The sequence below is a fragment of the Mucilaginibacter sp. R-33 genome (genome assembly GCF_049949235.1).
GTDB lineage: Bacteria > Bacteroidota > Bacteroidia > Sphingobacteriales > Sphingobacteriaceae > Mucilaginibacter.
Map to the genome: position 1 here is coordinate 4,814,144 of NZ_CP188089.1, position 26,621 is coordinate 4,840,764.

Here is a 26,621-nt window from a genome sequence, read left to right on the forward strand (position 1 = left end):
TCCATAGATTGTAAAAGATTTTTCATCGGCCGGATAACCAGTCTACTGAAGCGTCCATGGACTATCGACTATGGGCTATTGACTAAGAAATCAACACATTATCAATCAATCTTGTTTTACCTACGCGTGCTGCAACAAGGGCAACAATAGTTTCGGATGCTGGGGTGGCATGATGCAGTGTTTTGCCATCGGCTATTTCAAAATACTCCAGCTCAACGCCGGGTTCGTTGCTGATCATTTGGGCTGCCTGCTGCTGCAGGGTGTCAATTTTGTTGATATCGAAGTTTTCCTTAGTCCAGTTAAGTGCTTTGGAGAGAATGAGCGAGTGTTCCCTGTCATACGGGGTCAGGTGGATATTCCTTGAGCTCATGGCCAGGCCATCGGGCTCACGCTCAATCGGGCACATCACCAGCTTAACGGGCATCTCCAGCACCTCAACCATTTTACTGATCACCATAAACTGCTGATAATCCTTCTGCCCAAAAAAAGCGATATCGGGCTTCACAATATTGAACAGCTTATTTACTACCTGAGTAACTCCCTGATAATGCCCCGGCCTGAATTTTCCTTCCAGCAGGTATTCCAAATCGCCCATGTCAAAATGCCATTTTTCATTATCAGCATACATCTCGGTAACCTGCGGATTAAACAAAATATCGCAGTTAACTTCCTCAAGGCGGCGGATATCGTCAGTAATAGGGCGGGGGTATTTTTCAAGGTCCTTAGGGTCGTTAAACTGGGTGGGGTTTACAAAAATGCTGCAAACAACCTGCGTGCTTTGCTGCTTTGCCAGTTCAATTAAACCCAGGTGCCCTTTATGCAATGCGCCCATGGTTGGTACAAAGCCAATTACTTTTACCGGCTTACGGTTAAAATAATCGGTTATCTCATTTTTAGTGCTGAATATTTTCAACGTAATAGGTGTTACAAAATTTGGCAAAGGTGTACAATTGATTAAAAATAACCAAAAGTTACTTGCATAATTCGTTGGCAGTTTATATAATAATAGTTATATTTGCAAACTCAAATTTTTTGACTTCTTTACATTTTAAATACTGATTTAGTGATGGGTAAATCTAAGCTTTTGTTTATAACTCATGAAATGTCCCCTTTCCTTGAACTCACAAAAATTGCTGAAATAACACGCCAACTTCCGCAGGCCATGCAGGAGAAAGGTTACGAGATCCGTATCCTTATGCCGCGTTTCGGCAATATCAATGAGCGCAGGAACAGGCTTCATGAAGTGATCAGGTTGTCGGGTATGAATATTATTATCGACGATAATGATAACCCGCTGATCATCAAAGTAGCATCTATCCCGGCGGCGCGTATGCAGGTGTATTTTTTGGATAATGAAGAATATTTTCAGCGTAAGCATGTATTTGCAGACAAAGATGGTAAGTTTTATGCCGACAATGACGAGCGTATGATTTTCTTTTGCAAAGGTGCATTGGAAACTGTTAAGAAATTAGGCTGGGCACCGGATGTGATCCATTGTCACGGCTGGATGAGCGCGCTTGTGCCTGCTTATCTGAAAACAACCTACAAAGACGATCCTACATTTAAGCACTCAAAAATCATTTACTCTATTTATGAAAATGATTTTAAAGAGCAATTGCACAATGATTTTGCTACAAAAGCCATCATGAGCAATATGAACGAGCAGCATGTGGAGCCGTACAAAGGCGGCACCAATTCGGCCTTGTATGCCGGTGCAATCCACTACTCAGACGGTATCGTTTTGGGCAGCCCTGATATTGATGCAGATGTGTTAAATAATGTTAAAAACAGCAATAAATCGGTTTTAGAATTTGATTCTACCGCAGATTTCGAAAATTATTACAATTTTTACGACGAAATTACCAACGACGAATTGGTGGATGTTGCATAAGACTTAATATTATATATGAAATTTTTCCGATTAGACTTATTGACCCTGTTAATAAGTCTTTTTATTTTGAACAGTTGTAAACGCCAGGATGGTATTGGTTTGGGCGTCAATGATCAAAACGAGATCAATGGCAACCTGATAGTTGATACTAACATCGTTATTAACACTGTTGTTGATGATACTGTGGCTACCTCGGGTCAAACCCGGACACCACTTGCCAACTTTACCGATCCTGTATTCGGCACAACAAAAAGTATTGTTGCTTTAGGTGTTAACCTGCCTAATGGCGCCGCTTACACTGTTCCTGCAGGCACTCTGACAATTGACTCGGCTGTACTTGTGCTTAGATATTCTGACGGTTTTTATGGCGATTCGCTGGCTTCACGCTATAAAATAAACGTGTATCAGCTTCAACAAAAGGTAGAAAGCAAAACCTACTACAGTAATAACCACTGGGATGCCGATCTGGGCACTTTGCTTGGCTCTAAGACCTTCACAGCCCGTACGCACGATAGCATCACCATAGCCCGCATCCGTACCGATACATTAGATACCGTTCAGCGCGTAGCACCTCAGTTACGTGTGCCGCTTAGTAAAGCCTTTATCTATAACAACCTGTTTAATGCAAGCGGTGCTGTACTTGCATCACCAACAACTTTTCAAAGTACCATAAAAGGCCTTTACCTTTCATTAGACAAGACACAGGCCAGCGATGCGGGCGGTATTATCCAGCTTAATCTCGCATCATCACACATTGATGTGTTTTATAAGGTTGTTACAGCCTCCACCAGTACAACATCAAGCACCATTGATACGGCATCGGTAGCCCTGCCGTTCTTTAACCGTGCTGCCGAAATTACGCATACCTACAGTACTACTATCCAGGCAGCACTAAATAATACAACAACATCGCAAAATACGGTTTACCTCCAGGGGCTTGCAGGCTTAAGGGCTAAGCTTAGTTTCCCGGGCCTCGACAAGCTTGTTGACTCATCGATAGTATTAAACCGTGCCGAAATTGTAATAACACCACGTGCCGGTTCAGGTGTACCTTATGCGCCTTTACCTAAGCTTACCATGTACAAGCTGGATATAGCCAAACAACGGGCACTGATACAGGATGCCTCGGCAAGTGACCCGCGTTCGCAAACAAGTTTATTTGGCGGCAGGTATGACCGTACCAAAAAAGAATACCACTTCCTGGTTACGGCTTTTGTTCAGGACCTGATCCGTAAAAAAACAGTTGATTACGGTACCTACATTGCCCCGGTTGATACTACACTTATTAACACCACAACTGGTATTGACGTGGCACCGTCAACACAAACGGCAGCCCGTACGGTGATAGTAGGGAGTGATAAGTCAACCCCGGGTTACAGCATCCGCATGAACATCATTTATACCAAGGTTCGCAAGTAAGATATCTCTCAATAAACAAAAGAATCCCCGCTTAGGGGATTTTTTTGTTTAAGGCAAATACACTTTTTAAAATACTTTTTTAAGTATTTTAAAACTTCCTCATTTTCGAAAAAAATCAAAATAATTATTGCAGATATGTGTTATATAGCTGTTTATTTTGCGGCGTTTAACATTTATACTTGATTATTTTATGTGCGGAATTGTTGGTTATATAGGATTCAGGGATGCTTATCCCATCGTTATAAAAGGGCTTCACAGGCTCGAATACCGGGGCTATGACAGTGCCGGTGTTGCCCTGCTTGATCATGACCTTAAAGTTTATAAAAAGGCCGGCAAGGTTGAGGACCTTGAAAATTTTGTGAAGGGGATTGACCTGAAGGGGACAATTGGAATGGGCCATACCCGCTGGGCCACCCACGGCGAACCGAGCGACCGTAACTCGCACCCCCATTCATCGGGCGACAGGAGGCTTACCATTATCCACAACGGTATTATTGAAAACTATGGCGTGATCAAGGAAACCCTTGCGGCAAAAGGCCATGTTTTTAAAAGCGATACAGATACCGAAGTTTTAATACACCTGATTGAGGATATCCAAAAAGCAACCGGCCTTGATTTGAAAGACGCCGTGCGCGTGGCATTAAACAAAGTAATAGGCGCATATGCCATTGTGATCATGAGTGCCGATGAGCCCGATCTGCTTATTGCAGCCCGTAAAGGCAGCCCCATGGTAATTGGCGTAGGCAAAGGCGAATACTTCATAGCTTCAGACGCTACACCTATTGTGGAGTACACTAAAAATGTGATCTATCTGAATGATAACGAAATTGCCTATGTACACCGTGAAAACCTGCTGGTAAAAAACATAGACAATTCGGTACAAACTCCCTATATCCAGGAACTGGACTTAAAGCTGGAAATGCTGGAGAAAGGCGGCTACGATCATTTCATGATGAAGGAGATCTATGAGCAGCCCCGTTCCATCCGCGATTGCCTGAGAGGCCGTATTTACCCTCAGCAGGGCAAAGTTCAGTTGGGTGGTATAAAAGAATACACCGAGAAGCTCAAAAACGTCGACAGGATCATTATCGTAGCCTGCGGCACCTCCTGGCACGCAGGTTTGGTAGGCGAATATTTGATTGAAGAATACGCGCGCGTGCCGGTAGAAGTTGAATATGCCTCCGAGTTCAGGTACCGCAACCCAATCATTACCGAAAAAGACCTGGTGATAGCCATTTCCCAATCGGGCGAAACAGCAGATACCATGGCCGCCATTGAACTGGCTAAAGAAAAAGGCGCTACCATTTTCGGCATTTGTAATGTGGTCGGCGCATCTATCCCGCGTTTAACGCATGCGGGCGTTTATACCCATGCCGGGCCCGAAATTGGTGTAGCATCCACCAAAGCCTTCACCGCCCAGGTAAGCGTGCTAACGCTGATAGCTTTTTACATAGCCCAGCAGCGGGGTAAAATTACCCAAAGCAAAATGGTTGAATATTTAACCGGCTTAAACGAGATTCCGAACCTGGTACAGGAGGCGCTGAAATCAAACGAACATATCCGGCAAATTGCAGCCCGGTTTAAAGATTCGACCAATTGCCTGTTCCTGGGCAGGGGCAGTTCATTCCCTGTAGCCCTGGAAGGCGCTTTAAAGCTCAAGGAGATCTCCTACATCCATGCCGAAGGTTATCCCGCCGCCGAGATGAAACATGGCCCTATCGCTTTAATTGACGACGAAATGCCTGTAGTGTTCATCGCCACTAAACATTCATCGTACGAAAAGGTGATCAGTAATATACAGGAAGTAAAAGCCCGCAAAGGCCACGTCATTGCCATTGTATCCGAAGGCGATACCGAAGTAAAAGGCATGGCCGATTATGTGATAGAGATCCCGCAAACCAATGAGGCGTTTGTACCATTAGTTGCAACCATCCCGCTGCAGTTACTGGCTTATCACATAGCTGTAATGCGCAGCTGTAACGTTGATCAGCCCCGTAACCTGGCCAAGTCGGTTACCGTTGAATAAGGAATAAAATCAGATTTTTACCAGCCCCTGCCAGTAACGGCAGGGGTTTTGTTATTTTTGGGAAGAAACAAATACCTGCTACCTATGAGTTTTGAAATGTTTACCCAGGCCGAGTCCTGGATTTCCCTGATCACACTTACGCTTTTGGAGATCGTTTTAGGGATCGATAACGTGATATTTATTTCCATCCTGTCTGATAAATTGCCTGCCGCCCAGCAGAGCAAGGGCAGGCGGATTGGTTTGGGCATGGCCATGATCACCCGTATCCTGCTGCTATTATCCATTAGCTGGGTAATGACGCTTACCGCCCCCTTGTTTAACCTAAGTTCGGTTTTGGGTATTACCAGCCCGGAATGGGTTGAAAAATTGGCTATCTCCGGCCGCGACCTGATCCTGATCATCGGCGGCCTGTTCCTGATCTATAAAAGTACTGCCGAGATCCACCATAAAATTGAAGGTGAAGAAGAAAACGAAGGCGCAGTAAAAAAGCATTCGTTCTGGGGCACAATCATCCAGATCATGCTGCTGGACATCGTCTTCTCGCTCGATTCGGTGATCACCGCCGTAGGAATGGCCAGCCACGTGGAGATCATGATCCTGGCCGTTGTTATAGCCGTAGGCATTATGATGTGGGCATCAAACGGGGTAGCCTCATTTGTAAACAAGCACCCTACTGTAAAAATGCTGGCCCTGTCATTCCTGCTGCTGATTGGCGTTTCGCTTTTGGCCGAAGCTTTTGAACAGCATATCCCTAAAGGCTACATCTATTTCGCCATGGCGTTCTCTGTTTTGGTAGAGATGCTGAATTTAAAAATGAAAGCGAATAAGGGAAAGAAGGTGGTGAAGAAAGGATAATAAAAAACATCTCAATGTGAGTATTTAAATCCGGTTACCTCTGAAGGAGAAATGACAAAAGGGGCCTGTCAGTCTGAGCCCGTCGAAGACTCGCGCGCAGAGGCCTGCCCACCATGCTTCGAGAACCTACCCATGACAAGATAAAAAATGTGGTTTTTCGCAGCAGATCAGCTTCGGGTGAAAACGAACAGAACGATGCTGGGCGGTGCGGCTGCAGGGGCATAGCAAGTTTTTGCAGAAGCGGAGGCATTGCGTGCGAATCGGGGCAAAATAATTGCAGCCCGTGGTTCTGTTCGTTTTGCAGGGTGAAGGCCGCGCCGAGGGCTGTGGGTCAGGTTGTGCGCAAAGAAGCCTCTCTGCTGCAAGCCTTTTTGGTTACTTTTGTGGCGACAAAAGTAACTGGCCCCGCGCGGCCAGGAGCGCGACGATGTAAGTTTATAGAATAAAGTCTTTTATCTGCCTGCAGGGGATCGCTTCGTAACTCAGCAATGACGTGGTGGATATGTCATTTTACCTTCAGAGGCCTCCGGATTTAAACACTCAGCATGACACCTCTTCTTTTATTATGTCATGGATAGATAACGCGTTAGCCCCTTTAAGTCTCCCCAAAAAAGGGAGACTTAAAAAGCGGCATTTCTTAAAGTCCTTTCCTTTGGAGAGGGTTTGGGTGCGGCTAACTCGATGAATGACTTAATGACCCAATGACAAATCTATAGCGCCACTACCATCGCTTTACCTGCATATTTAACAACCTTGTCAGCCTTGGCAGTTAAAGCTACATCCGAGCCATGAGCGCCTTTAACCATCACAATATTAAACGTGCGGCTTTTCAGCTGGCCCGGAAAATGACCTTTAGTATCGGATATGCTAAGTTTACGTGTTTTATCGTTCCAGCTCAATGTAAACGTAGCTGACTGTCCTTTTTCGTAATTGTAGTTATCGTTTTCATCCTCATAAAACTTAAATGAGGCGTTAGCGCCGGGGTAAATCCGAAGCTCGATATTGCTGTTTGGTTTTTCGGTAGCATATTCAACATCCGGGCCCATTGGTATAATTGAGCCTGCTTTTACATATAATGGCAAAATCTCGATAGGTGCCGCGGCGCTGATGGTTTGGCCGCCGTCAAGCAGTTCGCCAGTCCAGAAGTTATACCATTTGCTGGCGGCAGGCAGGTAAACCTGGCGGGCCTTGGCTTTTTTATCTGCATCACTTGAAGTATATAGTTGCTCGGTTACCGGGTTAACCATAAAGGCCGGCCCAAACATATACTGGTCAGGAATGCCGTAAACCTTGCTGTCGCCGCGGTAATCAAATGCCAGCGAACGCATAATGGTATAGTTATCGTTAGTTACACGGCCTGCCAGTGAGTAAATGTATGGCATCAAACGGTAACGGAGTTTATCAAAGTTAAGCAGGATCGATCTTGTATTTTCATCCCAGTTTTTGCTGAAGATAGCGCGCTCACCTTTACCGTGGATGCGGAAAATAGGGCAAAACGTACCGAACTGGAACCAGCGGGTAAATAACTCGCGCTTATCCGGCTGCGACCAATCGGCAGGTTTCCAGTGATAGTGATAACCGCCGATATCTGACGTCCAGTAAGGGATGCCAGAGGTACAGGCATTAATACCTTGTGGTACCTGGTCTTTAAAATCATGAAAAGTACATTCAATATCGCTCGACCATAATGTAGACGCGTTGCGCTGCTCGCCGGCAAAGGACTGCCTTACCAAAAAGAAAGCACGCTTACCCGGAATATCCCTGCGCCAGCCTTCGTATACGCCTTTAGTATGCTGTAATGAATAAGTGTTAAAATAGTCGATGCCTTTGCCAATGGCAAAATTACTTTGACGGCGGGCGTCAAGCAACGCCCCATTATCCGGCTCGCATTGATCAATCCACCAGGCATCCCAGCCATAACGTTTAATGAGGCTGTCGCGGGCCTGGTCCCAGTAAAGCTCACGGGCTTTAGGGTTGTGGGCATCGTAATAAGTATCAAAAGTATGGGTAACCACGTTATCCCAGGTGATATCAGTTAAACCACCCATTTTGTTCAGCGCGTCATAGTTAGGAGTGCCTTTGCCAAACACCGGCCAGATAGAGATCATGGCATGGATATTGGCTGCGTGTAAAGCATCAACCAATTTTTGCGGATGCGGGTAACGTTCCGGTTTCATTACATGTGAGCCTATTGGCAATGGGTCCCAGTAGTACCAATCCTGCACAATCACATCAACCGGGATATGGTTATTGCGGTAATTATCCTTTACGGTAAGGATTTCGTCTTCGCTCAGGTACCTGTCTTGCGATTGAAACAAGCCATAAGCCCATTTACCAAACATTGGCGCTTTACCGGTAGCGGTTCGATAAAGATCGATGATATGGTCAAAGCCCGGCCCATAAAAAAAGAAATAATCAACCTGTTTACCGCTTTCGGATACATATTTAAATTTAGTGTTGTCCGCTTCGGCACCATAAAAATTACTGGCCGAATAGTTATCCCACATTAAGCCATAGCCTTTTGTTGATAACAGCACCGGGATAGCACCTGTAAGATATTTAATAGCCAGGTCCTGGTTACGGCCTTTGTAATTGATCGACATAGAATCTAAGGGATGGCAGCCTAAACCAAACAAGGCCTCATCCTTCGGCGATGCAAATTGTGTAGTAACGTTATAAGTGCTGATCCCCGCGATGGTTGCCGGAGTAATGGATTTATTGTCGCTGTCCTCGGCAGTGATCACGTTACCCTTCAAATCGGTATAGGTGATGGCATTGGTGGCCTTATTGATCTTTACTTTCAGCTTTGCCGTAGTAATAACCACCTCGGTTTTCCCATCAGTAACCTGGTACGCTGAATGCTGAACCCATTTATTATTCACAACCAATGATGGCTTGGTCTCAAAAGCATCAAAGATGGTATATTTTACTTCAACGATATCGTCCCTGCGGATAAGCACTTTCATCAAACCTTTGTCGAGCGTGAAAGTAACGCCATCAGCCGCCTTTTTGAAAGATTTAATAACTGCCGTAGCCGGCATGGCGGACAAGCCAACCAAAAGAAAAATAAACCACGCAATCGATTGCCTAACTTTTGCGCCTTTATGAAATACCTGTTTAAACATCATGACTATCACTGATTTGGTTTATACTGAGTGTGAGATTAACACTTAATTTGACACCGTGAATATAGCGTACTTTTTTTAATTGGAGTAATTTTTTTAATGTCGAATTATCAGTTAGCTACTAAAAGCCCCGAATATTGAGTATATCTTAAAAGTGATACAATTACCACGCCTTTTAATCAAAGTGGTGATACTATATTGTCAGTGTTCCAATGTTAAAAACAGGGTGTTCTACTAATGGAACGATGTTTTATAACTTACTGATTACCAATAACAATCTATTCATACCGGCTGAAAGGAGGTTTTGGCCCGTTCATAACAATCTGCTTATTAAGTATCATTATTGCGCTAAATTAACAAGTGTTCAGCCGTATAAAAATGGAACAGTGTTTTTTACCGGTGACGATGCCTTCGCCGGGCCACCGGGTAAATAGTTGATTGGCGGGATTGAGGCAGGCTTATCAAAAAAGTCTACAAACGCAAAAAGCCTTAGTGATTAGCTAAGGCTTTTGCGTTTGTTACACTATTGAAAGTGATAAAGGGTGGCACCGACCTACTCTCCCACGTTTTACCGCAGTACCATCGGCTCTGGCGGGCTTGACTTCTCTGTTCGGAATGGGAAGAGGTAGACACCGCCGATATAGGCACCTGAATATTTTTAAGTGTGTGGTTGATTATGTGAGCCGTGAGTGGTTCTTGTCTGATTGCTTATATCATGGTAGTTTTGCAACTACTCACCTAATCAACCATTCACCATTCACTATTTTTCACTTGCCACAAACATGACATATTATTGAAAGAAGTGATTGAAGTTAAGAGAAAACAACAGCATTGTTGTTCATTATCTGTTTTGTTTCGGATGAGTGATCAATATCTTGTTCATAGTCTTGCAACTACTCTCTCAATCAACCACTCACCTTAATCCTTCACGAAGAAAGCTTCGGGCAATTAGTATTACTCGGCTATGATGTCACCACCTTTATACCTGTAACCTATCAACGTAGTAGTCTCCTACGACCCTCAATGGAAGTCTCATCTTGTGGCTAGTTTCGCACTTAGATGCTTTCAGCGCTTATCTATTCCCAACGTAGCTACTCTGCAGTACACCTGGCGGCATAACAGATTCACCAGAGGTTAGTCCAACCCGGTCCTCTCGTACTAAGGTCAGCCCCACTCAAACTTCCTACGCCCACAACAGATAGGGACCGAACTGTCTCGCGACGTTCTGAACCCAGCTCGCGTGCCACTTTAATGAGCGAACAGCTCAACCCTTGGGACCTTCTCCAGCCCCAGGATGTGACGAGCCGACATCGAGGTGCCAAACCTCCCCGTCGATATGAGCTCTTGGGGGAGATCAGCCTGTTATCCCCAGCGTACCTTTTATCCTTTGAGCGATGGCCCTTCCATGCAGAACCACCGGATCACTATATCCGTCTTTCGACCCAGCTCGACTTGTCTGTCTCACTGTCAAGCAAGCTTATGCTATTGCACTCCGCGTACGGTTACCAAGCGTACTGAGCTTACCTTTGAAAGCCTCCGTTACCTTTTTGGAGGCGACCACCCCAGTCAAACTACCCGCCAAACAATGTTCTCCACATTGCAGAGTTAGACACCAAATACAGAAAGGGTGGTATTTCAACGTTGACTAACCAACTCCTAGCGAAGCTGGATCACAGTCTCCCACCTATCCTACACATCCTGTATCCGATATCAATGTTAAGCTATAGTGAAGGTGCATGGGGTCTTTCCGTCCCGTTGCGGGTAACCGGCGTCTTCACCGATACCACAATTTCACCGAGCTCATGGCTGAGACAGCGCCCAGATCGTTACACCATTCGTGCAGGTCGGAACTTACCCGACAAGGAATTTCGCTACCTTAGGACCGTTATAGTTACGGCCGCCGTTTACTGGGGCTTCGATTCAATGCTTCGCCTTGCGACTAACATCCCCTCTTAACCTTCCAGCACCGGGCAGGTGTCAGGCCTTATACGTCATCTTGCGATTTTGCAAAGCCATGTGTTTTTGTTAAACAGTCGCCTGGGCCTTTTCACTGCGGCTGACATTGCTGCCAGCGCCCCTTCTCCCGAAGTTACAGGGCCATTTTGCCGAGTTCCTTAGCCATGATTCACTCGAGCACCTTAGGATTCTCTCCTCGACTACCTGTGTCGGTTTACGGTACGGGTTTTTATTACCTGAAGCTTAGCGGGTTTTCTTGGAAGTCTGATTACCTGAACTATCACATCCCCCGAAGGTTCTGTGTACTATCAGCTTTCAGCAAAGTCTGCGTACTTAACTACAAACTCTATACCTACAGCCTTTAACGAACTATTCCGTCAGTTCGCGTCAGTGTCACTACTCCGTCACCGCATCGCAGTAATAAAAAGTACTGGAATATTAACCAGTTGTCCATCGGCTACGCCTGTCGGCTTCACCTTAGGCCCCGACTAACCCTGATCCGATTAGCGTTGATCAGGAAACCTTAGTCTTTCGGTGGGCGGGTTTCTCTCCCGCCTTATCGTTACTTATGCCTACATTTGCTTTTCTATTCCCTCCACAGTCAGTTACCTTCCTGCTTCGCCGGATAATAGAATGCTCCCCTACCAGTCATATTAATATGAATCCATAGCTTCGGTATACTGCTTGATGCCCGTTTATTATCCATGCCCGATCGCTCGACTAGTGAGCTGTTACGCACTCTTTAAATGAATGGCTGCTTCCAAGCCAACATCCTAGCTGTCTGTGCAATCGGACCTCGTTAGTTCAACTTAGCAATAATTTAGGGACCTTAGCTGATGGTCTGGGTTCTTTCCCTCTCGGCCATGGACCTTAGCACCCATAGCCTCACTCCAGCGTATATTATAAAGCATTCGGAGTTTATCTGGATTTGGTAGGATTTGACTCCCCCGCACCCAATTAGTAGCTCTACCTCTTTATAACTCAACCGCCAGGCTGTTCCTAAAAACATTTCGGGGAGTACGAGCTATTTCCCAGTTTGATTAGCCTTTCACCCCTACCCACAAGTCATCCGGAAACTTTTCAACGTTTATCGGTTCGGTCCTCCAGTACCTGTTACGGCACCTTCAACCTGCCCATGGGTAGATCACAAGGTTTCGCGTCTACCTCCCCTGACTATACGCCCTTTTCAGACTCGCTTTCGCTTCGGATCCGTGTCTTAAACACTTAACCTTGCCAGGGAAGAGTAACTCGTAGGCTCATTATGCAAAAGGCACGCCGTCACGGTGTTAACCGCTCCGACCGCTTGTAAGTACACGGTTTCAGGTTCTATTTCACTCCCCTGTTCGGGGTTCTTTTCACCTTTCCCTCACGGTACTGGTTCACTATCGGTCTCTCAGGAGTATTTAGCCTTACCGGATGGTGCCGGCAAATTCCCACAAGGCGTCTCCGACCTCGCGGTACTCAGGATACCACTATCCTATCATTCATTACCCGTACGCAGCTCTCATGCTCTATGGCAGGGTTTCCCACCCCCTTCCGGTTCTTCTTGATATTCATGTTGTGGTCCTACAACCCCTGCTATGCCGTAACATAACAGGTTTGGGCTTCTTCCATTTCGCTCGCCACTACTCTGGAAATCACTATTGTTTTCTCTTCCTCTGCTTACTTAGATGTTTCAGTTCGGCAGGTTAGCGCATTTATGCAATTAGTCTTCAACTAATTAGGTTTCCCCATTCGGAAATCTGCGGATCAATTCATATTTGCTAATCCCCGCAGCTTATCGCAGCTTATCACGTCCTTCTTCGCCTCTGAGAGCCAAGGCATCCCCCGTGTACCCTTTCTTACTTTCTTCTACTCATGCGCCTTTTGCGCCGCATGGTATGTCTTTATTTTAGTCCGTCGTTCGACAGAGTCAAGAGTTCAGGAGTCAGGAAGCAAGATTACTCTTGTTTCTTTATTCTTGTAATCTTGGTTCTCAATCAAACAACTTCCTATCTGTTGTTTTCTCTTGTTTTCAATTACTTCTTCCAATATGTCAAAGAACGTTAGTTGTTAGTGGCAGTCTTTAGTTGCAGCGGCAGTTTCCTGCTTCTGCTACTTATTACTGTTACTTACAAAGTGTGGAGAATAACGGATTCGAACCGTTGACCCCCTGCGTGCAAGGCAGGTGCTCTAGCCAGCTGAGCTAATCCCCCTTTCAGATGAGTGGGCAGTGGTTAGTTTACAGTGGCAGTTAATTACTGCTGCTGCTACTTCTTACTGCTACTTCCCCTTGTGTAGTCCCGAGCAGATTTGAACTGCTGACCCCTACATTATCAGTGTAGTGCTCTAACCAAGCTGAGCTACAGGACTATTTGTTTTTAATTGCAGTTATCAGTTGCAGTTTGCAGGACTTTTCTGCCTACTGCTGCTGCCACTGCTTACTGCCACTTGTCCTGTGCTTACTTGCGTTTGCACATTCCACAGATGGCTTCATCTTCTGGGTTTCCTTTTGTCTTTTTTTTGTGTTTTAAGAAATATCATGTAGGTAACAGTCCCGAGTCAATCAGAGATCCTGCTCCAGAAAGGAGGTATTCCAGCCACACCTTCCGGTACGGCTACCTTGTTACGACTTAGCCCCAGTTACCGACTTTACCCTAGGACGCTCCTTGCGGTTACGCACTTCAGGCACTTCCAGCTTCCATGGCTTGACGGGCGGTGTGTACAAGGCCCGGGAACGTATTCACCGCGTCATTGCTGATACGCGATTACTAGCGAATCCAACTTCACGGGGTCGAGTTGCAGACCCCGATCCGAACTGTGAATGGCTTTAAGAGATTGGCATCCTGTTGCCAGGTAGCTGCCCTCTGTACCATCCATTGTAGCACGTGTGTAGCCCCGGACGTAAGGGCCATGATGACTTGACGTCGTCCCCTCCTTCCTCTCTATTTGCATAGGCAGTCTGTTTAGAGTCCCCACCTTAAATGCTGGCAACTAAACATAGGGGTTGCGCTCGTTGCGGGACTTAACCCAACACCTCACGGCACGAGCTGACGACAGCCATGCAGCACCTAGTTTCGTGTTCCGAAGAACTGTGACGTCTCTGTCACATTCACTAACTTTCAAGCCCGGGTAAGGTTCCTCGCGTATCATCGAATTAAACCACATGCTCCTCCGCTTGTGCGGGCCCCCGTCAATTCCTTTGAGTTTCACCCTTGCGGGCGTACTCCCCAGGTGGAACACTTAACGCTTTCGCTTAGACGCTGACCGTATATCGCCAACATCGAGTGTTCATCGTTTAGGGCGTGGACTACCAGGGTATCTAATCCTGTTTGATCCCCACGCTTTCGTGCCTCAGCGTCAATCATACTTTAGTAAGCTGCCTTCGCAATTGGTGTTCTGTGACATATCTATGCATTTCACCGCTACTTGTCACATTCCGCCTACCTCAAGTACATTCAAGCTCTTCAGTATCAAGGGCACTGCGATAGTTGAGCTACCGTCTTTCACCCCTGACTTAAAAAGCCGCCTACGCACCCTTTAAACCCAATAAATCCGGATAACGCTTGGATCCTCCGTATTACCGCGGCTGCTGGCACGGAGTTAGCCGATCCTTATTCTCAAGGTACATTCAACCCGGTTCACGAACCGGGGTTTATTCCCCTGCAAAAGCAGTTTACAACCCGTAGGGCCGTCTTCCTGCACGCGGCATGGCTGGTTCAGACTTCCGTCCATTGACCAATATTCCTTACTGCTGCCTCCCGTAGGAGTCTGGTCCGTGTCTCAGTACCAGTGTGGGGGGTCATCCTCTCAGATCCCCTAAACATCGTCGCCTTGGTATGCCGTTACCACACCAACTAGCTAATGTTGCGCATGCCCATCTTGATCCTATAAATATTTGATTATAATACGATGCCATATCATAATGTTATGCGGTCTTAATCTCTCTTTCGAGAGGCTATCCCCCTGATCAAGGTAGGTTACATACGTGTTACGCACCCGTGCGCCACTCTCATTAGGAGCAAGCTCCCAAATCCCGTCCGACTTGCATGTATTAGGCCTGCCGCTAGCGTTCATCCTGAGCCAGGATCAAACTCTCCATTGTAAAATGTTTTGTTTAACCACTGACCCTATTATTAATTAATAGAATCTGTATTATTATATCTTTATACAGTCTCTCTTCTTTTTCTAACTCTTCAATCTTCCTCAGCCTTAGCTTTGGTTAATCTCCCGTTACGCTACATGATTTCCATTTCTTAAAAGAACTTGATCGCTTCATCATCCGAATCAGCTATTATGTCGTCGCAATTCGCATTGCTTAACTTGTCAGTTTGTTTCCCCGAAAATCGCTTCCGGCTCTTTTGTTTTACTCATTAACCATCGTTAACTTTCTTCCTTCTTTTATTGACTGAACTCGCTCAGCCTCAACTTCTTTCGCTCTCTCAAGCACCCTTCCGTTTGGGTCTGCAAAGGTAGAAAACCTTTTCTTATTTCCAAAACTTTTTTATTTTTTATTTTTAAAGTTTTGCAGTGCTTCTCTCTCTTCTCTTTCCCTCGTTTGCGGGCTGCAAAGGTGTGGATTTTTTTTCATTCCCACAAAAAAGATTTTAATCTTTTTTTTCCTGTACTTTTCTATCCTTTTAATGTACTAACCCCGCTAACTCACTTCCTCGTTTGCGGGCTGCAAAGGTAGCCACTTTTACGCCTTCTCCAAATTATTTCTACCTATTTTCCTTAATGTTTCCTTAACATACTATACATCAGGCAAAAAAGTTTATACAAGCCTCGAAAACCAGCGTTAGGGATAGCAGCGGGTACCGGCCAACGAGCGTAATGCCTGCAGGCGTATGAGCGAATAGCCCGGTCAGAGGCAACGCCCTCATTCAGCTTGCTGTTTTGAGCTCACGGTTAACACTTACAAAAATCACGGGGCATCAACATCCGGGACTATAGATAACTTATCCATTTGCAATCTCTAGATAGATAACCGCGGAAAACTCACCCCACGATGACTTGCATACCCCCGGGCACACTATTTCCCTAACTTTTCATTTACAATGCCTAAAACGATTTATAGAAATCTATATTTGTTAAACAACCAATTCAAAACACAATACATCTTATATAATGGAGGAAAAACCGCTACGGAGCCGGCAATGGTTTGGTAAAAAGGGCAAGGATGGCTTTATATATCGCGCCTGGATGAAAAATCAGGGCATCCCGGCACATCAGTTGCAGGGGAAGCCGGTGATTGGCATCTGCAATACATGGTCGGAGCTTACACCCTGTAATGCCCATTTCCGGGAATTAGCCCAATCTATAAAAAACGGCATTTATGAAGCCGGTGGATATCCCGTTGAATTCCCGGTGATGTCATTAGGCGAAACTTTGGTTAAACCTACTGCCATGCTTTACCGAAACCTGGTAAGTATGGATGTTGAAGAAAGTATCCGCGCCAATCCGCTTGATGGCGTGGTGCTGCTTTGCGGCTGCGATAAAACCACGCCGGCACTGGTAATGGGAGCCTGCAGCGTAAATATTCCAACCATTGTAGTATCGGGCGGGGCCATGTTAACAGGGAAATACCGGGGCAGGGATATCGGCACATCGGATATCTGGCGTTTTTTCGCTGATCATCAAACCGGGCAAATGAACGACGAAGACCTTTATACTGCTGAAGCCTGCATGGCCCGGAGCCAGGGGCATTGCGCGGTAATGGGAACGGCATCAACCATGGCTTGTATGGTCGAATCGCTGGGGCTTTCACTGGCAGAGAACGCGGCTATCCCCGCGGCCGACTCTCGTCGCAAAGTATTGGCACACCTGTCGGGCAACCGCATTGTTGATATGGTGCGTGAGGACCTGAAACCTTCAGATATCCTTACCAAGCCGGCTTTTGAAAACGCAATAACAGTTAACGCTGCTATTGGCGGCTCTACTAATTTCATTATTCACCTGTTGGCTATAGCAGGCCGCATAGGGATTGATTTAAGTATTGATGATTTCAATACTTCGGCCAGGAAGATTCCCTTACTGGCTAATCTGCAACCTTCGGGTAAATATTTTATGGAGGATTTTTATTATGCAGGAGGTTTGCCTGCTTTAATGAAAGAGCTCCACGAACACTTAAACAGCGATACCATAACCGTAAGCGGGCACCCTATATTACGTAATTATGAAAATAGCGAATGTTTTAACCGCGAACTGATAGCGCCGGTTGATAATCCTTTTAACCCAACAGCGGGTATAACGGTACTTAAGGGTAACCTTTGCGAAAACGGGGCTGTGATGAAACCGTCGGCGGCAAGCCCGGGCTTAATGCAGCATACCGGTAAGGCTGTGGTATTTGAAAATATAGAGGATTTTAATCATCGCATCAATGACCTGGCATTGGATGTGGATAAAAACAGCGTTCTGGTATTGAAAAATGCAGGCCCAAAAGGCTACCTCGGTATGCCTGAAGTAGGCAATATGCTGATCCCCAAAAAACTGGCCGACCAGGGCATTACCGATATGGTACGCATCTCCGACGGGCGGATGAGCGGTACGGGCTTTGGCACGGTAGTGCTGCACGTCTCGCCCGAGGCGGCAATCGGCGGAACGCTGGCCGTAGTGCAGGATGGCGACATGATTAAACTTGATGTACCCGCCGGTACACTGCACCTTGAGGTTAGTAATGAAGAAATTGCCGAAAGAAAATCAAAGCTGGCATTAAATAACAATATCAGCAAACGGGGATACACTTATTTATATCAAACGCATGTAGAGCAAGCCCATCTTGGGGCTGATCTTGACTTTTTAAGAGGGGGCTCGGGGAGTGAGGTTTTAAGGGATTCGCATTGAGAGAGACAAAATAACAAATAAGCTTTGAGCGAGGGCCGGTCAGTCTGAGCCTGTCGAAGACTCGCGCGCAGCGGCCCGCCCACCATGCTTCGACATGCTACCCATGACAGCCAGCAATTAGTTTAGTTAACCAACCATCAACCTAAAAAATGATAACTGATAAATTTAGCGAACAGGTAGCTATTGTAACCGGTGCCGGGCAAGGGATAGGTTTTGAAATAGCAAAACAGCTAAGTCTTGCCGGTGCGGCTGTATTATTGAACGATTTGAGTAAGGAACTGGCTGCTCAGGCATCCGATACCATTAACGGGCTCGGCGGTAATTGTTACCCGATAGCCGGCGATGCTTCGGACATTGATTTTATACAGCAAATGGTTGATGAAGCGGTACTGCGTTATGGCAAACTTACCATTGCCGTTGCCAATGCGGGGATCACTTTGTTTGGCGATTTTTTGAACTACCCCGCCCAATCACTGCAAAGTGTAATGAATGTTAACCTGCAGGGCAGTTTCTTTTTGGCGCAAAGGGCAGCCAGGCAAATTGTGCAACAAAAAAGCGGGGGAAGCATCCTGTTCATGTCCTCGGTTACGGGGCACCAGGCCCATCAGGACCTTGCCGCTTACGGTATGACTAAAGCAGCCCTCGAAATGCTGGCCAAAAGCCTGGTGGTTGAACTATCACAACATCAAATTACCGTAAACACTGTTGCTCCCGGCGCTACCCTAACCGAACGCACGATGGAAGATGCCGGATATCAAAAAACCTGGGCCCGCATTACCCCTATGGGTCGCGCCGCAACTGTTGAAGATGTGGCAAACGCGGTGTTGTTTTTGGTTTCGCCAGATGCAAGGCACATTACCGGTCAAAATTTGGTAGTTGATGGGGGGTGGACGGCGGTTAGTACTTCTCCATATTAGTGTAGTGAATGGTTGATTAGGTTGATAAGTGAGTGGTTTCCTTTCTTTGGATTAAAACTTGCGAAGTTTTAACGAGCTATAAGGTTATTCAACAGATAATCAAATGTAAACTTTGGTTCGTAACCAAAATACCGTTTAGCCTTTTCGCTCACATAAACCCGGTCGATACTTTTTGGGAACTCCCAGCCTTTTGATAGATAAACAGTTTCAGCCTGAGGATAATGCTTTCTTATTGCTTCCGCCGGGTTATGCTTTAATTGTACAAGCTCATCTTTTTTAAAGGGTGAACTACCGGTGATATTAAAGATCTCGAAATCAGGGAAAGTTTGCTCCAAAGCTAATCGAAGGCCTTCGGCGCCATCGCGTTCATCGAGGCCGCGGTACAGGCGGTGATTTAGTTTGAGGTTATCCGTTTCGGGCAGGAAACGGCCAACTCTAAACACCGATGCCTGCAAACCTTCGCGGTAAAAAAAATCTTTACAAAGCTGCTCGGCCGTTTGCTTGGTGATATCGTAAATATCACGTGGTTTAATGGGCAGTTCTTCATCAACCCAAACAGCCTGGTTAGCATCCACCATCGCATCACCATAAATAGATGTAGTACTGGTATACAGCATTTTTTGAACACCATTAGCAATACAGGCATTAAGCAAACTGAGCGTACCGTAAATATTTACATCGATGAAGGCTTCCCTGGGGTAGCTGAGTTCATAATGTTTACCGTGAATAGCCGCAGTATGAATAATTGCATCGATATTTCGAGTGACTATTAAAACAGCATCTTTATTTAATATATCAATCAGTTCATCGGTAGTTTCGGCCGGGATGATATCAATGCCGGTAACCTGGTGCCCATTTATCCGAAGATGGTTAACTGTAACCGCGCCCAATCTTCCTGATGATCCTGTTACTAAAACGCGCATAAGTTAATGACCGGGCGCAATAGCCAATATCCGGGACCACTCGGGGTGGCGTTTCAGGTACGATGCCACGTAAACACAAAGCGGCACCAGTTTCAGGTTATTCTGTTCGATATAGTTGAATGTTTTTTCAACAATGGCCGATGCCACGCCTTTGCCTTCCAGCTCAACCGGCACTTCGGTATGGATGAGGTAAATTTTATCGTCCTTTTTTTTGTAGTCGATAAAAGCACGGTAGCCTTCAACAGTCAATTCAAAATTGTGGATGGCCTCATTATTTACCAGGGGGATTTCTTCGTATTTCATAGCGTATATATTACGGGGTGAACAAATGTATAAAATGTTCACCCCGTTTAACAGAAATTACTTCTTAATTCCCCAAACCGATACCGATCCGGCCTTCACTTTAAACTCGGCCCAGCCATCAGCAGTGATCACTACCTCTTCTCCATCGTGTTTATCAAGGTAATCAACAAACACTTTGCCTGCATGCCCCGCTCCAATTTCCATCTCCTTGTAGCCATCCTCACTGTTTGAAATCACTACGGCACAACCTGAACCTTCGTGATCTGTATCGCCTTCACGCGTCCAGCCTACGCAATTTGGATGATCAAAATAATCGCGCTGGGTTCCGTAGGCCATGTTTTTCCTTACATAAAGCATGGTTTCAAGCTCCGTTACTACAGGCAGTTCTATTTCATGATCTTCGCCATCACCACCTTTGTCGGTATATTTTGAGCCATACATATCGGCATAAAAAACACAGGGATAACCGGCCTCACGCAGCAGGATCAGCGCATAGGCCAAAGGCTTAAACCACTGATCGATTGGTTGCTCCAACGACTGCAACGGCTGGGTGTCATGATTTTCGACAAGTGTAACTGCCAGTTCGGGTTTTACGCTCACAAGTGTATTATCAAAAATAGTGGTGAGATCATAATCCTTCCCGGCCCTCGAGGCATGATGAAAGTTATCATGCAGCAGGGTATCAAAAAGCGACATGCGCCCTTCGGTAGCCTCAATGTATTTTAACAATTTAGGCAAATCAAACGCCCAGTACTCGCCAACAGTAAAAAACTCGTGCTTAAACTCATTGCGCATAAAATCAAGCCATTCGTTGTAAAAGCCATGATCCATATGTTTTATGGCATCAAGCCTGAAGCCATTAAATTTTGCGGTTTTAAAATACCACTTGCCCCACTTTTTCAGTTCATCCCGTACGCTTGGGTTACGGGTGTCGATATCTGAAAGCATAAGGTAATCAAAATTGCCGTTTTCGTCGTCAAGCACATCTTTCCAACCCTCGCCATATTGGTTCTGGATGCTGAATATGGCCGTTTCCTTTTTATAGGCGTCGTAATCAATACCCGAAAAACACTGCCAGTCCCATATAAATTTGGAGTATTTCCCCTTGCGGCCCGGGAAAGTGAATTTGGTATACGCGCCTATTTCGTAAACCTCGCTTATAAACTCGTTACGGTTGGCGGGGTCAACCTTGCGGGCGTTCACCTTTTCAATTTCGTCGGCACCGCCCATGTGGTTAAGTACCACATCAACATAAACCTTTAACTGGGCTTTTTGCGCCGCAGCTATCGCATCGAGATATTCTTGTTTGGTGCCGTATTTTGTTGCGATTGTACCTTTCTGGTCAAACTCGCCAAGATCATAAATATCGTAAACATCGTACCCGGCCGAGAGCCCTCCGCTTGCCGCTTTATAAGCCGGCGGAAGCCATACCGAATCGATCCCTTTTTTCTTCAGATTTTCTGCATCATTTTTTAACTGATTCCACAATCTGCCTCCGGCGGGGTAATACCATTCAAAAAACTGCAGCATTGTAAAATTTTCCATGCTTTTAATTAAGTAAGCTAATTATAAATGACTACTTAACTAAATATAAACAGAAAGGTTTTATCCCGGCTTAACCGCGATGTTAAATCATTATAAACCTGTTTACCGGCATGAACCTGGTGGATGTTTTGTGTGGTACTATCAGGCAATGGCTCATTACAGCCGCTTTCGTCAATAAGCACGACTATACGGTCACTGTAATATTCCCGTTTTAACGCGATTGGAGCTATTTCCTGATTAGAAATCTTATTTAAGGATCAATACCGGATGCCTGGCATTTAAAGACAAAGCTTCGGTTATGCTGCTGTGGCTTAAATTATAAAAAAAGCTGTGTTTGCCCGGTAGGGCAATGATCAATTGTACTTGCTGTTCTGTAGCAAAATTGAGTATGCCCCGTACAATATTTTTATCCTCCGAATAATGAAGCTTACATTCATAACAATTAACCAGTTGTTTTACCGACGCTTCAAATTCGGCCTCCCGGCCAATATGTTTTTTCTTTGGATCGACATACAGCAGCATCAGCTTTGGGTTAAGCCAGCTGTGCGACGTGTTAAGGCCCTTTAAAACGCCGAGCCGGGCTACGGCTTCCAGATCACAGGGTACCAGTGCCTGCTCTATTTTCTGATAATTACAATCGGGCGGAATAACCAATACTTTTACCGGGCTGCTTTTTGCTATTTCAATGATCTGTTCGCCAATCATACTTAACTCGTGCCCCATATCGCCGCCAACTATCATCAGGTCGGGGTGCTGATCTTCAACTACATTGTGTATAGCCCTAACGATAGGCTCAGTGCTGACTACCGTTTCTATCTCAATATTTTCGTGACATCGATTTTTCAGCTTTTTCATCAGCTCCTTAAGCTGAGCTTCTATTTTTTGCCGCTCATTTTCAATATCATCAGCGCTTATCAGTAAAAAATCGGGCGAAGGAAGGATTTGTTCATATACCGATGTATAATAACTTTTGAGCAGTATAATTTTCTTTACCGGCATATCACAACCCATGTCGGCTGCATATTTTATAGCATTGGTATTGGTGTCGGAAAAATCTACCGGTATTAATATAGTTTTCATAACAAACAATTTAGGTACGTACGAGACCCGTGCGCTTAATGCTAAATTTACGATTTGTTTAACTATTTAATACAACTATTTTATAGCTAAAACGCTAATAAAACCTTCCCCCCTTTATCATAAGCAAAAGCCTGCGCAAACTCATCAACTGTATAAGTTGCCGATGCCGCAAGTTGAAATTCGGTCCTGCCAATGGAATGTACTAAATGACTGATCATCTGAGTTTTTTCTTCGAGCGAAAGCCCTGCCACGTATCCCCTCACACCAAAACCTTTAATGACCAGGTTTTTAAAAACGACTTCGGCGTTGAGGTAGGCAGCCGGCTGTGGATCAAGCAAACCATAAACAATAAGGTGTCCTCCGGGCGATAATGAGGATATTATTTCAGTAGCCAGCTCCCCGCCTACCGCGTCAAGTGCGGCTTTGATGCCCTTGCCTTTGGTAATTTCATCAATAACCTGTTTAAGCTTACCGGGTTCAGGAACTATTACTTCCTCGGCTTTTAAAGCTAATAACTCTTGCTTTTGCGCCTCATCGCGTACTGTGGCTATAACACAAATACCTTTTTCGGCGGCAAGCTGTATCACTATGCGCGATACTGTGGAATGGCCCGCGGTAAGCAGCAGCCAATCGCCGCTTTTAACTTTTGCTTCCTCTATTAAACCATATGCGGTGTACGAATTGAGTAATAATTGCGCGGCTTTTGCTAAGGGGAAGGTATCGGGCAATAATACCACGTCCTGCTCGTCAACTACCACATATTGCGCCCATGCCCCTATTTTGCTAAAAGCTACCAGGCTGCCTTTGGGGATAATGCTGTCATGCCCGGCTTCTTCAACATAACCAGCGCCTTCCAGTCCCGCTATTTGGGGCAGCACTGGCTGATAGCGGTATTTTCCTGCAATAAAAAGCAGGTCGGCCGGGTGTACAGGGCAGGCCTTCACCCTGATGAGCAACTGGCCGGAAGCCGGTTTGGGGTAGGCTAAATGTTTCAGTTGTATCACATCAGCGGCATTGCCTGCCTGCTCAAAAACCAATGCTTTCATAGTTGAAATACAAATTTCGGCTATGAAAGTTTTAATTTGGCTGTTTAGCCAATTCTACTATTACTATTGAGAATCGAAAAATTCACAAAAAGGGGCAACCTCTATATTAAGGGTAAGCTCTTTTTTTCTAAGCCATCACATTTAAAACTTAATGCTCATGCTTAATGTACCACGAGTTGGGTTTTGTGGCGCCAAACGGAACGACCAGTATTTTTCATTGGTCAGGTTATCCAGCTTAAAGCCTATGCGGTATTTAGGCTGATCATAAAACACAGTGGCATCAACCGTGGTATATGACGGTATGGTGAATTTAAACGCGGCGGTATTGGTTTGGAATGAATCACTTCCGTAGTTGCCACCCACTCCAAAACCCAAACCCTGAATTTTACCATGGGTAATGCGATAGCTCATCCATAAGTTGGCCAACCTTGCCGGGCCTGAGTTGGCAGGACGTAAGCCCAGAATACTGGCAGCACCGGGGGCTGCATTAGTAATTTTACTGTCGTTATAAGCAAAACCAGCGACGATATTGAAGCCACTCAAAGGATTGGCGATCACTTCGGCCTCAATGCCCCTGCTTAACTGGGTGCCTGCCTGTGTGATAAATCCAGTATGTGCCGGATCATCCATTATGGTATTAGTCACAGAAATATTATAGTAACTAACTGTCGAGCTGATTTTATGATCCCAGATGTCGGCCTTTATACCACCTTCCCATTGGTTGGCATATTGGGGTTTAAAAGTTGAGTTATCAAAGCTTGTGGCTGTAGGAGTAGCATTATTAAAACCATTCATATAATTACCAAATAATGATACCTGATCTTTAACTACCTGGTAAACCAAACCAAATTTGGGCGACCATGCCGTTTGACTGAAATTGCCGGTGGTTTTGCCATCGGCGGGTGTGTAAGCGCCTTTGTTAACAAACCTGTCGATACGGATGCTGGCCATGGCATTCAGGCGTTCGGTAATATTAAACACATCCGATACATAGGCAGCGTAAGAGCTTTGGTTGTTTTGAACATAATCGCCGGGCTTGGGAGCGGCGGCGGCTACAAGTGCCGAAACTTTGTCTGCCGTAAAACTATTATAAGCTGCTCCCGGGTCAAGATAACTTATTGCCGGTGTGCTTACGGTAACGTTGGTATTATTGCTTTTTTGATTGTAATACTCCAAACCTGCAACAATGCGGTTACGGAACTGACCGATTTTAAAATCGCCTATAAAATTTTGCTGTACGTTGGTGATATAATAAGGATAATCTTCCTGGGTAACCTGCCGTTTTATCTGCTTGCTACTATCGACAAGGGTAAATGCGGTCACCATGCCCTTTGTAGTCGAAAAAGTTTTATTGAACATGGTTTGCGATTTCCAGTGATCCGAAATTTTGTAATTGATCAATGAATAAAGATCAATTTGCCTGCTCAGGTAATCAACGCTATTGTTACCGAAAGAACGTTTATAGTCGATGCCGAGATCCTTAACATTATAGGTCTTTCCTTTGATATCCGGGGCAAGCCTGTAGGCCGAAGTGGCGTTCGAGTTACCTATTTCGGCGTCAACATCAACCGATAAACGATCATTAACGATGTAGGTTATGCTGGGGGCTACAAAAAAACCGCGGTTAAAGCCCGCATCCTGAAAACTGTGCTCATTGTGCAGCGCCGCGTTAACGCGGAACAATACGGTTTTATCCTTATTTAAAGGCATGTTAACATCGGCCGTAAGGCGATTGAGATCAAAGCTGCCTGTTTGGTAAGCAATTTCGGTACGCGGCGTTTCATTAGGTTGTTTGGTAACACGATTAAACAAACCGCCGAATGAAGCCAGGCTGCTATTGAACAGTGTACCGGTAGGGCCTTTTATAGCTTCTATCTTTTCAATATCGGCAGGATCGATACTATTAAAATTATACCCCGCTACGCTGTTACGGATAAAGTTGCCGGTAACAAAACCTCTTGATAACAAGGTAGTACGCCCATTATTATATACTAATGGCACACCCGTACCCGGGATATTTTTAAAACCGTCTGCATAACTGGTTACAATCTGCTCTTTCATCAGTTCGCTGGTAACCACACTGTATACCTGCGGGTTTTCAAGGTTTTTCAGTGGCAGGCGGGCAACATCTTCAGTTTCTTTCTTCAGGAATTTGTTGTGCCTGGCGCTTTTAACGTACACCTCTTGCAGGTCTTTTGCCCCTTCGGTTAAAACAAAACCTACTGTGGTGGTTTCACCTGCACTAACAGTAATCTCTTTGGTTTGAGATGCCAGGCCAATAAAGCTTGCAACAACAGTGTATGTACCTGCGGGAACATTTTTTATAGTAAAATGGCCGCTTTGTCCGGCAGTAGTACCAAACTTAGTATTGGTTAAAACAATGTTGACATACTCAGCAGCCTTACCATCAGCGGTTTTCACGGTACCTTTTATAGTTCCTGTGCCAGTTTGTGCAGTTGCATTACGATTTACAAACAGTATCGCCAGTATAATACTAAAAGCTATTTTGAATACTACTTTGAGATTTGAAGAGATATTTGTTACGGCCGGCTTACCGGAAGCAAGAATAGAAGTAAGTGTAAAATGCATATTTACTAAATAAAATAAAGGATCAGCATTATTGATCCGGAGCTAAAGTGTACCAGATACCCGGAACCGGCGCAAATTTATATTTATTTAGATTAATTACAAATAAGGTTTTATAATAGATTTT

General features: G+C 45.3%; 15 protein-coding genes, 2 tRNA genes and 3 rRNA genes. 6 read left to right on the plus strand and 14 right to left on the minus strand.

Annotation, left to right across the window (positions count from 1 at the left end):
• Nucleotides 1-82: 82 nt before the first annotated feature.
• Nucleotides 83-913 (minus strand): pantoate--beta-alanine ligase, encoded by an 831-nt coding sequence (gene panC / locus ACP26M_RS19735; RefSeq protein WP_426582562.1) that lies wholly within the window; start codon nucleotides 911-913, stop codon nucleotides 83-85.
• 153 nt (nucleotides 914-1,066) lie between these two features.
• On the opposite strand from panC, the gene ACP26M_RS19740 reads away from it, so the two are divergent.
• The 4 genes from ACP26M_RS19740 to ACP26M_RS19755 all read left to right on the plus strand — a co-directional run bounded on the left by ACP26M_RS19740 (nucleotide 1,067) and on the right by ACP26M_RS19755 (nucleotide 6,191).
• Nucleotides 1,067-1,891, plus strand: coding sequence for a glycogen/starch synthase (locus ACP26M_RS19740; RefSeq protein ID WP_176628769.1), 825 nt, complete (start codon nucleotides 1,067-1,069; stop codon nucleotides 1,889-1,891).
• A gap of 66 nt (nucleotides 1,892-1,957) precedes the next feature.
• A complete protein-coding gene (locus tag ACP26M_RS19745; RefSeq protein WP_426582565.1) occupies nucleotides 1,958-3,310 on the plus strand; it encodes a DUF4270 domain-containing protein in 1,353 nt (450 codons plus the stop codon).
• Nucleotides 3,311-3,500: 190 nt separating this feature from the next.
• A complete protein-coding gene (glmS, locus tag ACP26M_RS19750) occupies nucleotides 3,501-5,336 on the plus strand; it encodes a glutamine--fructose-6-phosphate transaminase (isomerizing) (protein WP_426582567.1) in 1,836 nt (611 codons plus the stop codon).
• 84 nt (nucleotides 5,337-5,420) lie between these two features.
• Entirely contained in the window at nucleotides 5,421-6,191 is a 771-nt protein-coding gene (locus ACP26M_RS19755; protein WP_426582569.1) for a TerC family protein, read from the plus strand.
• 710 nt (nucleotides 6,192-6,901) lie between these two features.
• Here ACP26M_RS19755 and ACP26M_RS19760 read toward each other — a convergent pair.
• The 6 genes from ACP26M_RS19760 to ACP26M_RS19785 all read right to left on the minus strand — a co-directional run bounded on the left by ACP26M_RS19760 (nucleotide 6,902) and on the right by ACP26M_RS19785 (nucleotide 15,356).
• On the minus strand, nucleotides 6,902-9,319 hold the full coding sequence (locus tag ACP26M_RS19760) for a TIM-barrel domain-containing protein (RefSeq protein ID WP_426582571.1): 2,418 nt from the start codon (nucleotides 9,317-9,319) through the stop codon (nucleotides 6,902-6,904).
• A 537-nt stretch (nucleotides 9,320-9,856) separates the two neighbouring features.
• A 5S ribosomal RNA gene (gene rrf, locus ACP26M_RS19765) occupies nucleotides 9,857-9,968 on the minus strand.
• 276 nt (nucleotides 9,969-10,244) lie between these two features.
• Nucleotides 10,245-13,124, minus strand: a 23S ribosomal RNA gene (locus ACP26M_RS19770).
• 269 nt (nucleotides 13,125-13,393) lie between these two features.
• Nucleotides 13,394-13,467 (minus strand) — tRNA-Ala (locus ACP26M_RS19775).
• A gap of 82 nt (nucleotides 13,468-13,549) precedes the next feature.
• A tRNA-Ile gene (locus ACP26M_RS19780) sits at nucleotides 13,550-13,624 on the minus strand.
• A 211-nt stretch (nucleotides 13,625-13,835) separates the two neighbouring features.
• Nucleotides 13,836-15,356: ribosomal RNA gene (locus ACP26M_RS19785) — 16S ribosomal RNA — on the minus strand.
• The 16S, 23S and 5S rRNA genes sit together here with 2 tRNA genes alongside, the layout of an rRNA operon.
• Nucleotides 15,357-16,378: 1,022 nt before the next feature.
• Here ACP26M_RS19785 and ACP26M_RS19790 point away from each other — a divergent pair.
• The gene (locus tag ACP26M_RS19790) at nucleotides 16,379-18,094 is read left to right on the plus strand and encodes an IlvD/Edd family dehydratase (protein WP_426582573.1); all 1,716 of its coding nucleotides are present in this window, start codon (nucleotides 16,379-16,381) and stop codon (nucleotides 18,092-18,094) included.
• 149 nt (nucleotides 18,095-18,243) lie between these two features.
• Complete coding sequence (locus tag ACP26M_RS19795) at nucleotides 18,244-19,011, plus strand: SDR family NAD(P)-dependent oxidoreductase (RefSeq protein ID WP_426582575.1); 768 nt, start codon at nucleotides 18,244-18,246, stop codon at nucleotides 19,009-19,011.
• Between the two features lie 68 nt (nucleotides 19,012-19,079).
• Here ACP26M_RS19795 and ACP26M_RS19800 read toward each other — a convergent pair whose 3' ends face one another.
• The 7 genes from ACP26M_RS19800 to ACP26M_RS19830 form a co-directional block, all read right to left on the minus strand.
• Nucleotides 19,080-19,934, minus strand: a complete 855-nt coding sequence (locus ACP26M_RS19800) for an NAD-dependent epimerase/dehydratase family protein (RefSeq protein WP_426582577.1) — start codon at nucleotides 19,932-19,934, stop codon at nucleotides 19,080-19,082.
• Between the two features lie 3 nt (nucleotides 19,935-19,937).
• Nucleotides 19,938-20,237 (minus strand): GNAT family N-acetyltransferase, encoded by a 300-nt coding sequence (locus ACP26M_RS19805; RefSeq protein WP_090534590.1) that lies wholly within the window; start codon nucleotides 20,235-20,237, stop codon nucleotides 19,938-19,940.
• 57 nt (nucleotides 20,238-20,294) lie between these two features.
• Nucleotides 20,295-21,782 (minus strand): alpha-amylase, encoded by a 1,488-nt coding sequence (locus tag ACP26M_RS19810; RefSeq protein WP_426582580.1) that lies wholly within the window; start codon nucleotides 21,780-21,782, stop codon nucleotides 20,295-20,297.
• A 35-nt stretch (nucleotides 21,783-21,817) separates the two neighbouring features.
• Entirely contained in the window at nucleotides 21,818-21,964 is a 147-nt protein-coding gene (locus ACP26M_RS19815; protein ID WP_426582582.1) for a hypothetical protein, read from the minus strand.
• A 64-nt stretch (nucleotides 21,965-22,028) separates the two neighbouring features.
• Complete coding sequence (locus ACP26M_RS19820; protein ID WP_426582584.1) at nucleotides 22,029-22,862, minus strand: universal stress protein; 834 nt, start codon at nucleotides 22,860-22,862, stop codon at nucleotides 22,029-22,031.
• A gap of 86 nt (nucleotides 22,863-22,948) precedes the next feature.
• Nucleotides 22,949-23,908: a zinc-dependent alcohol dehydrogenase family protein gene (locus ACP26M_RS19825; RefSeq protein ID WP_426582586.1), complete on the minus strand. Its 960-nt coding sequence runs from the start codon at nucleotides 23,906-23,908 to the stop codon at nucleotides 22,949-22,951.
• Between the two features lie 141 nt (nucleotides 23,909-24,049).
• Nucleotides 24,050-26,497 carry a TonB-dependent receptor domain-containing protein gene (locus ACP26M_RS19830; RefSeq protein WP_426582588.1) on the minus strand — a complete coding sequence of 816 codons (2,448 nt, stop codon included), beginning with the start codon at nucleotides 26,495-26,497 and terminating at the stop codon, nucleotides 24,050-24,052.
• Nucleotides 26,498-26,621 lie beyond the last annotated feature (124 nt).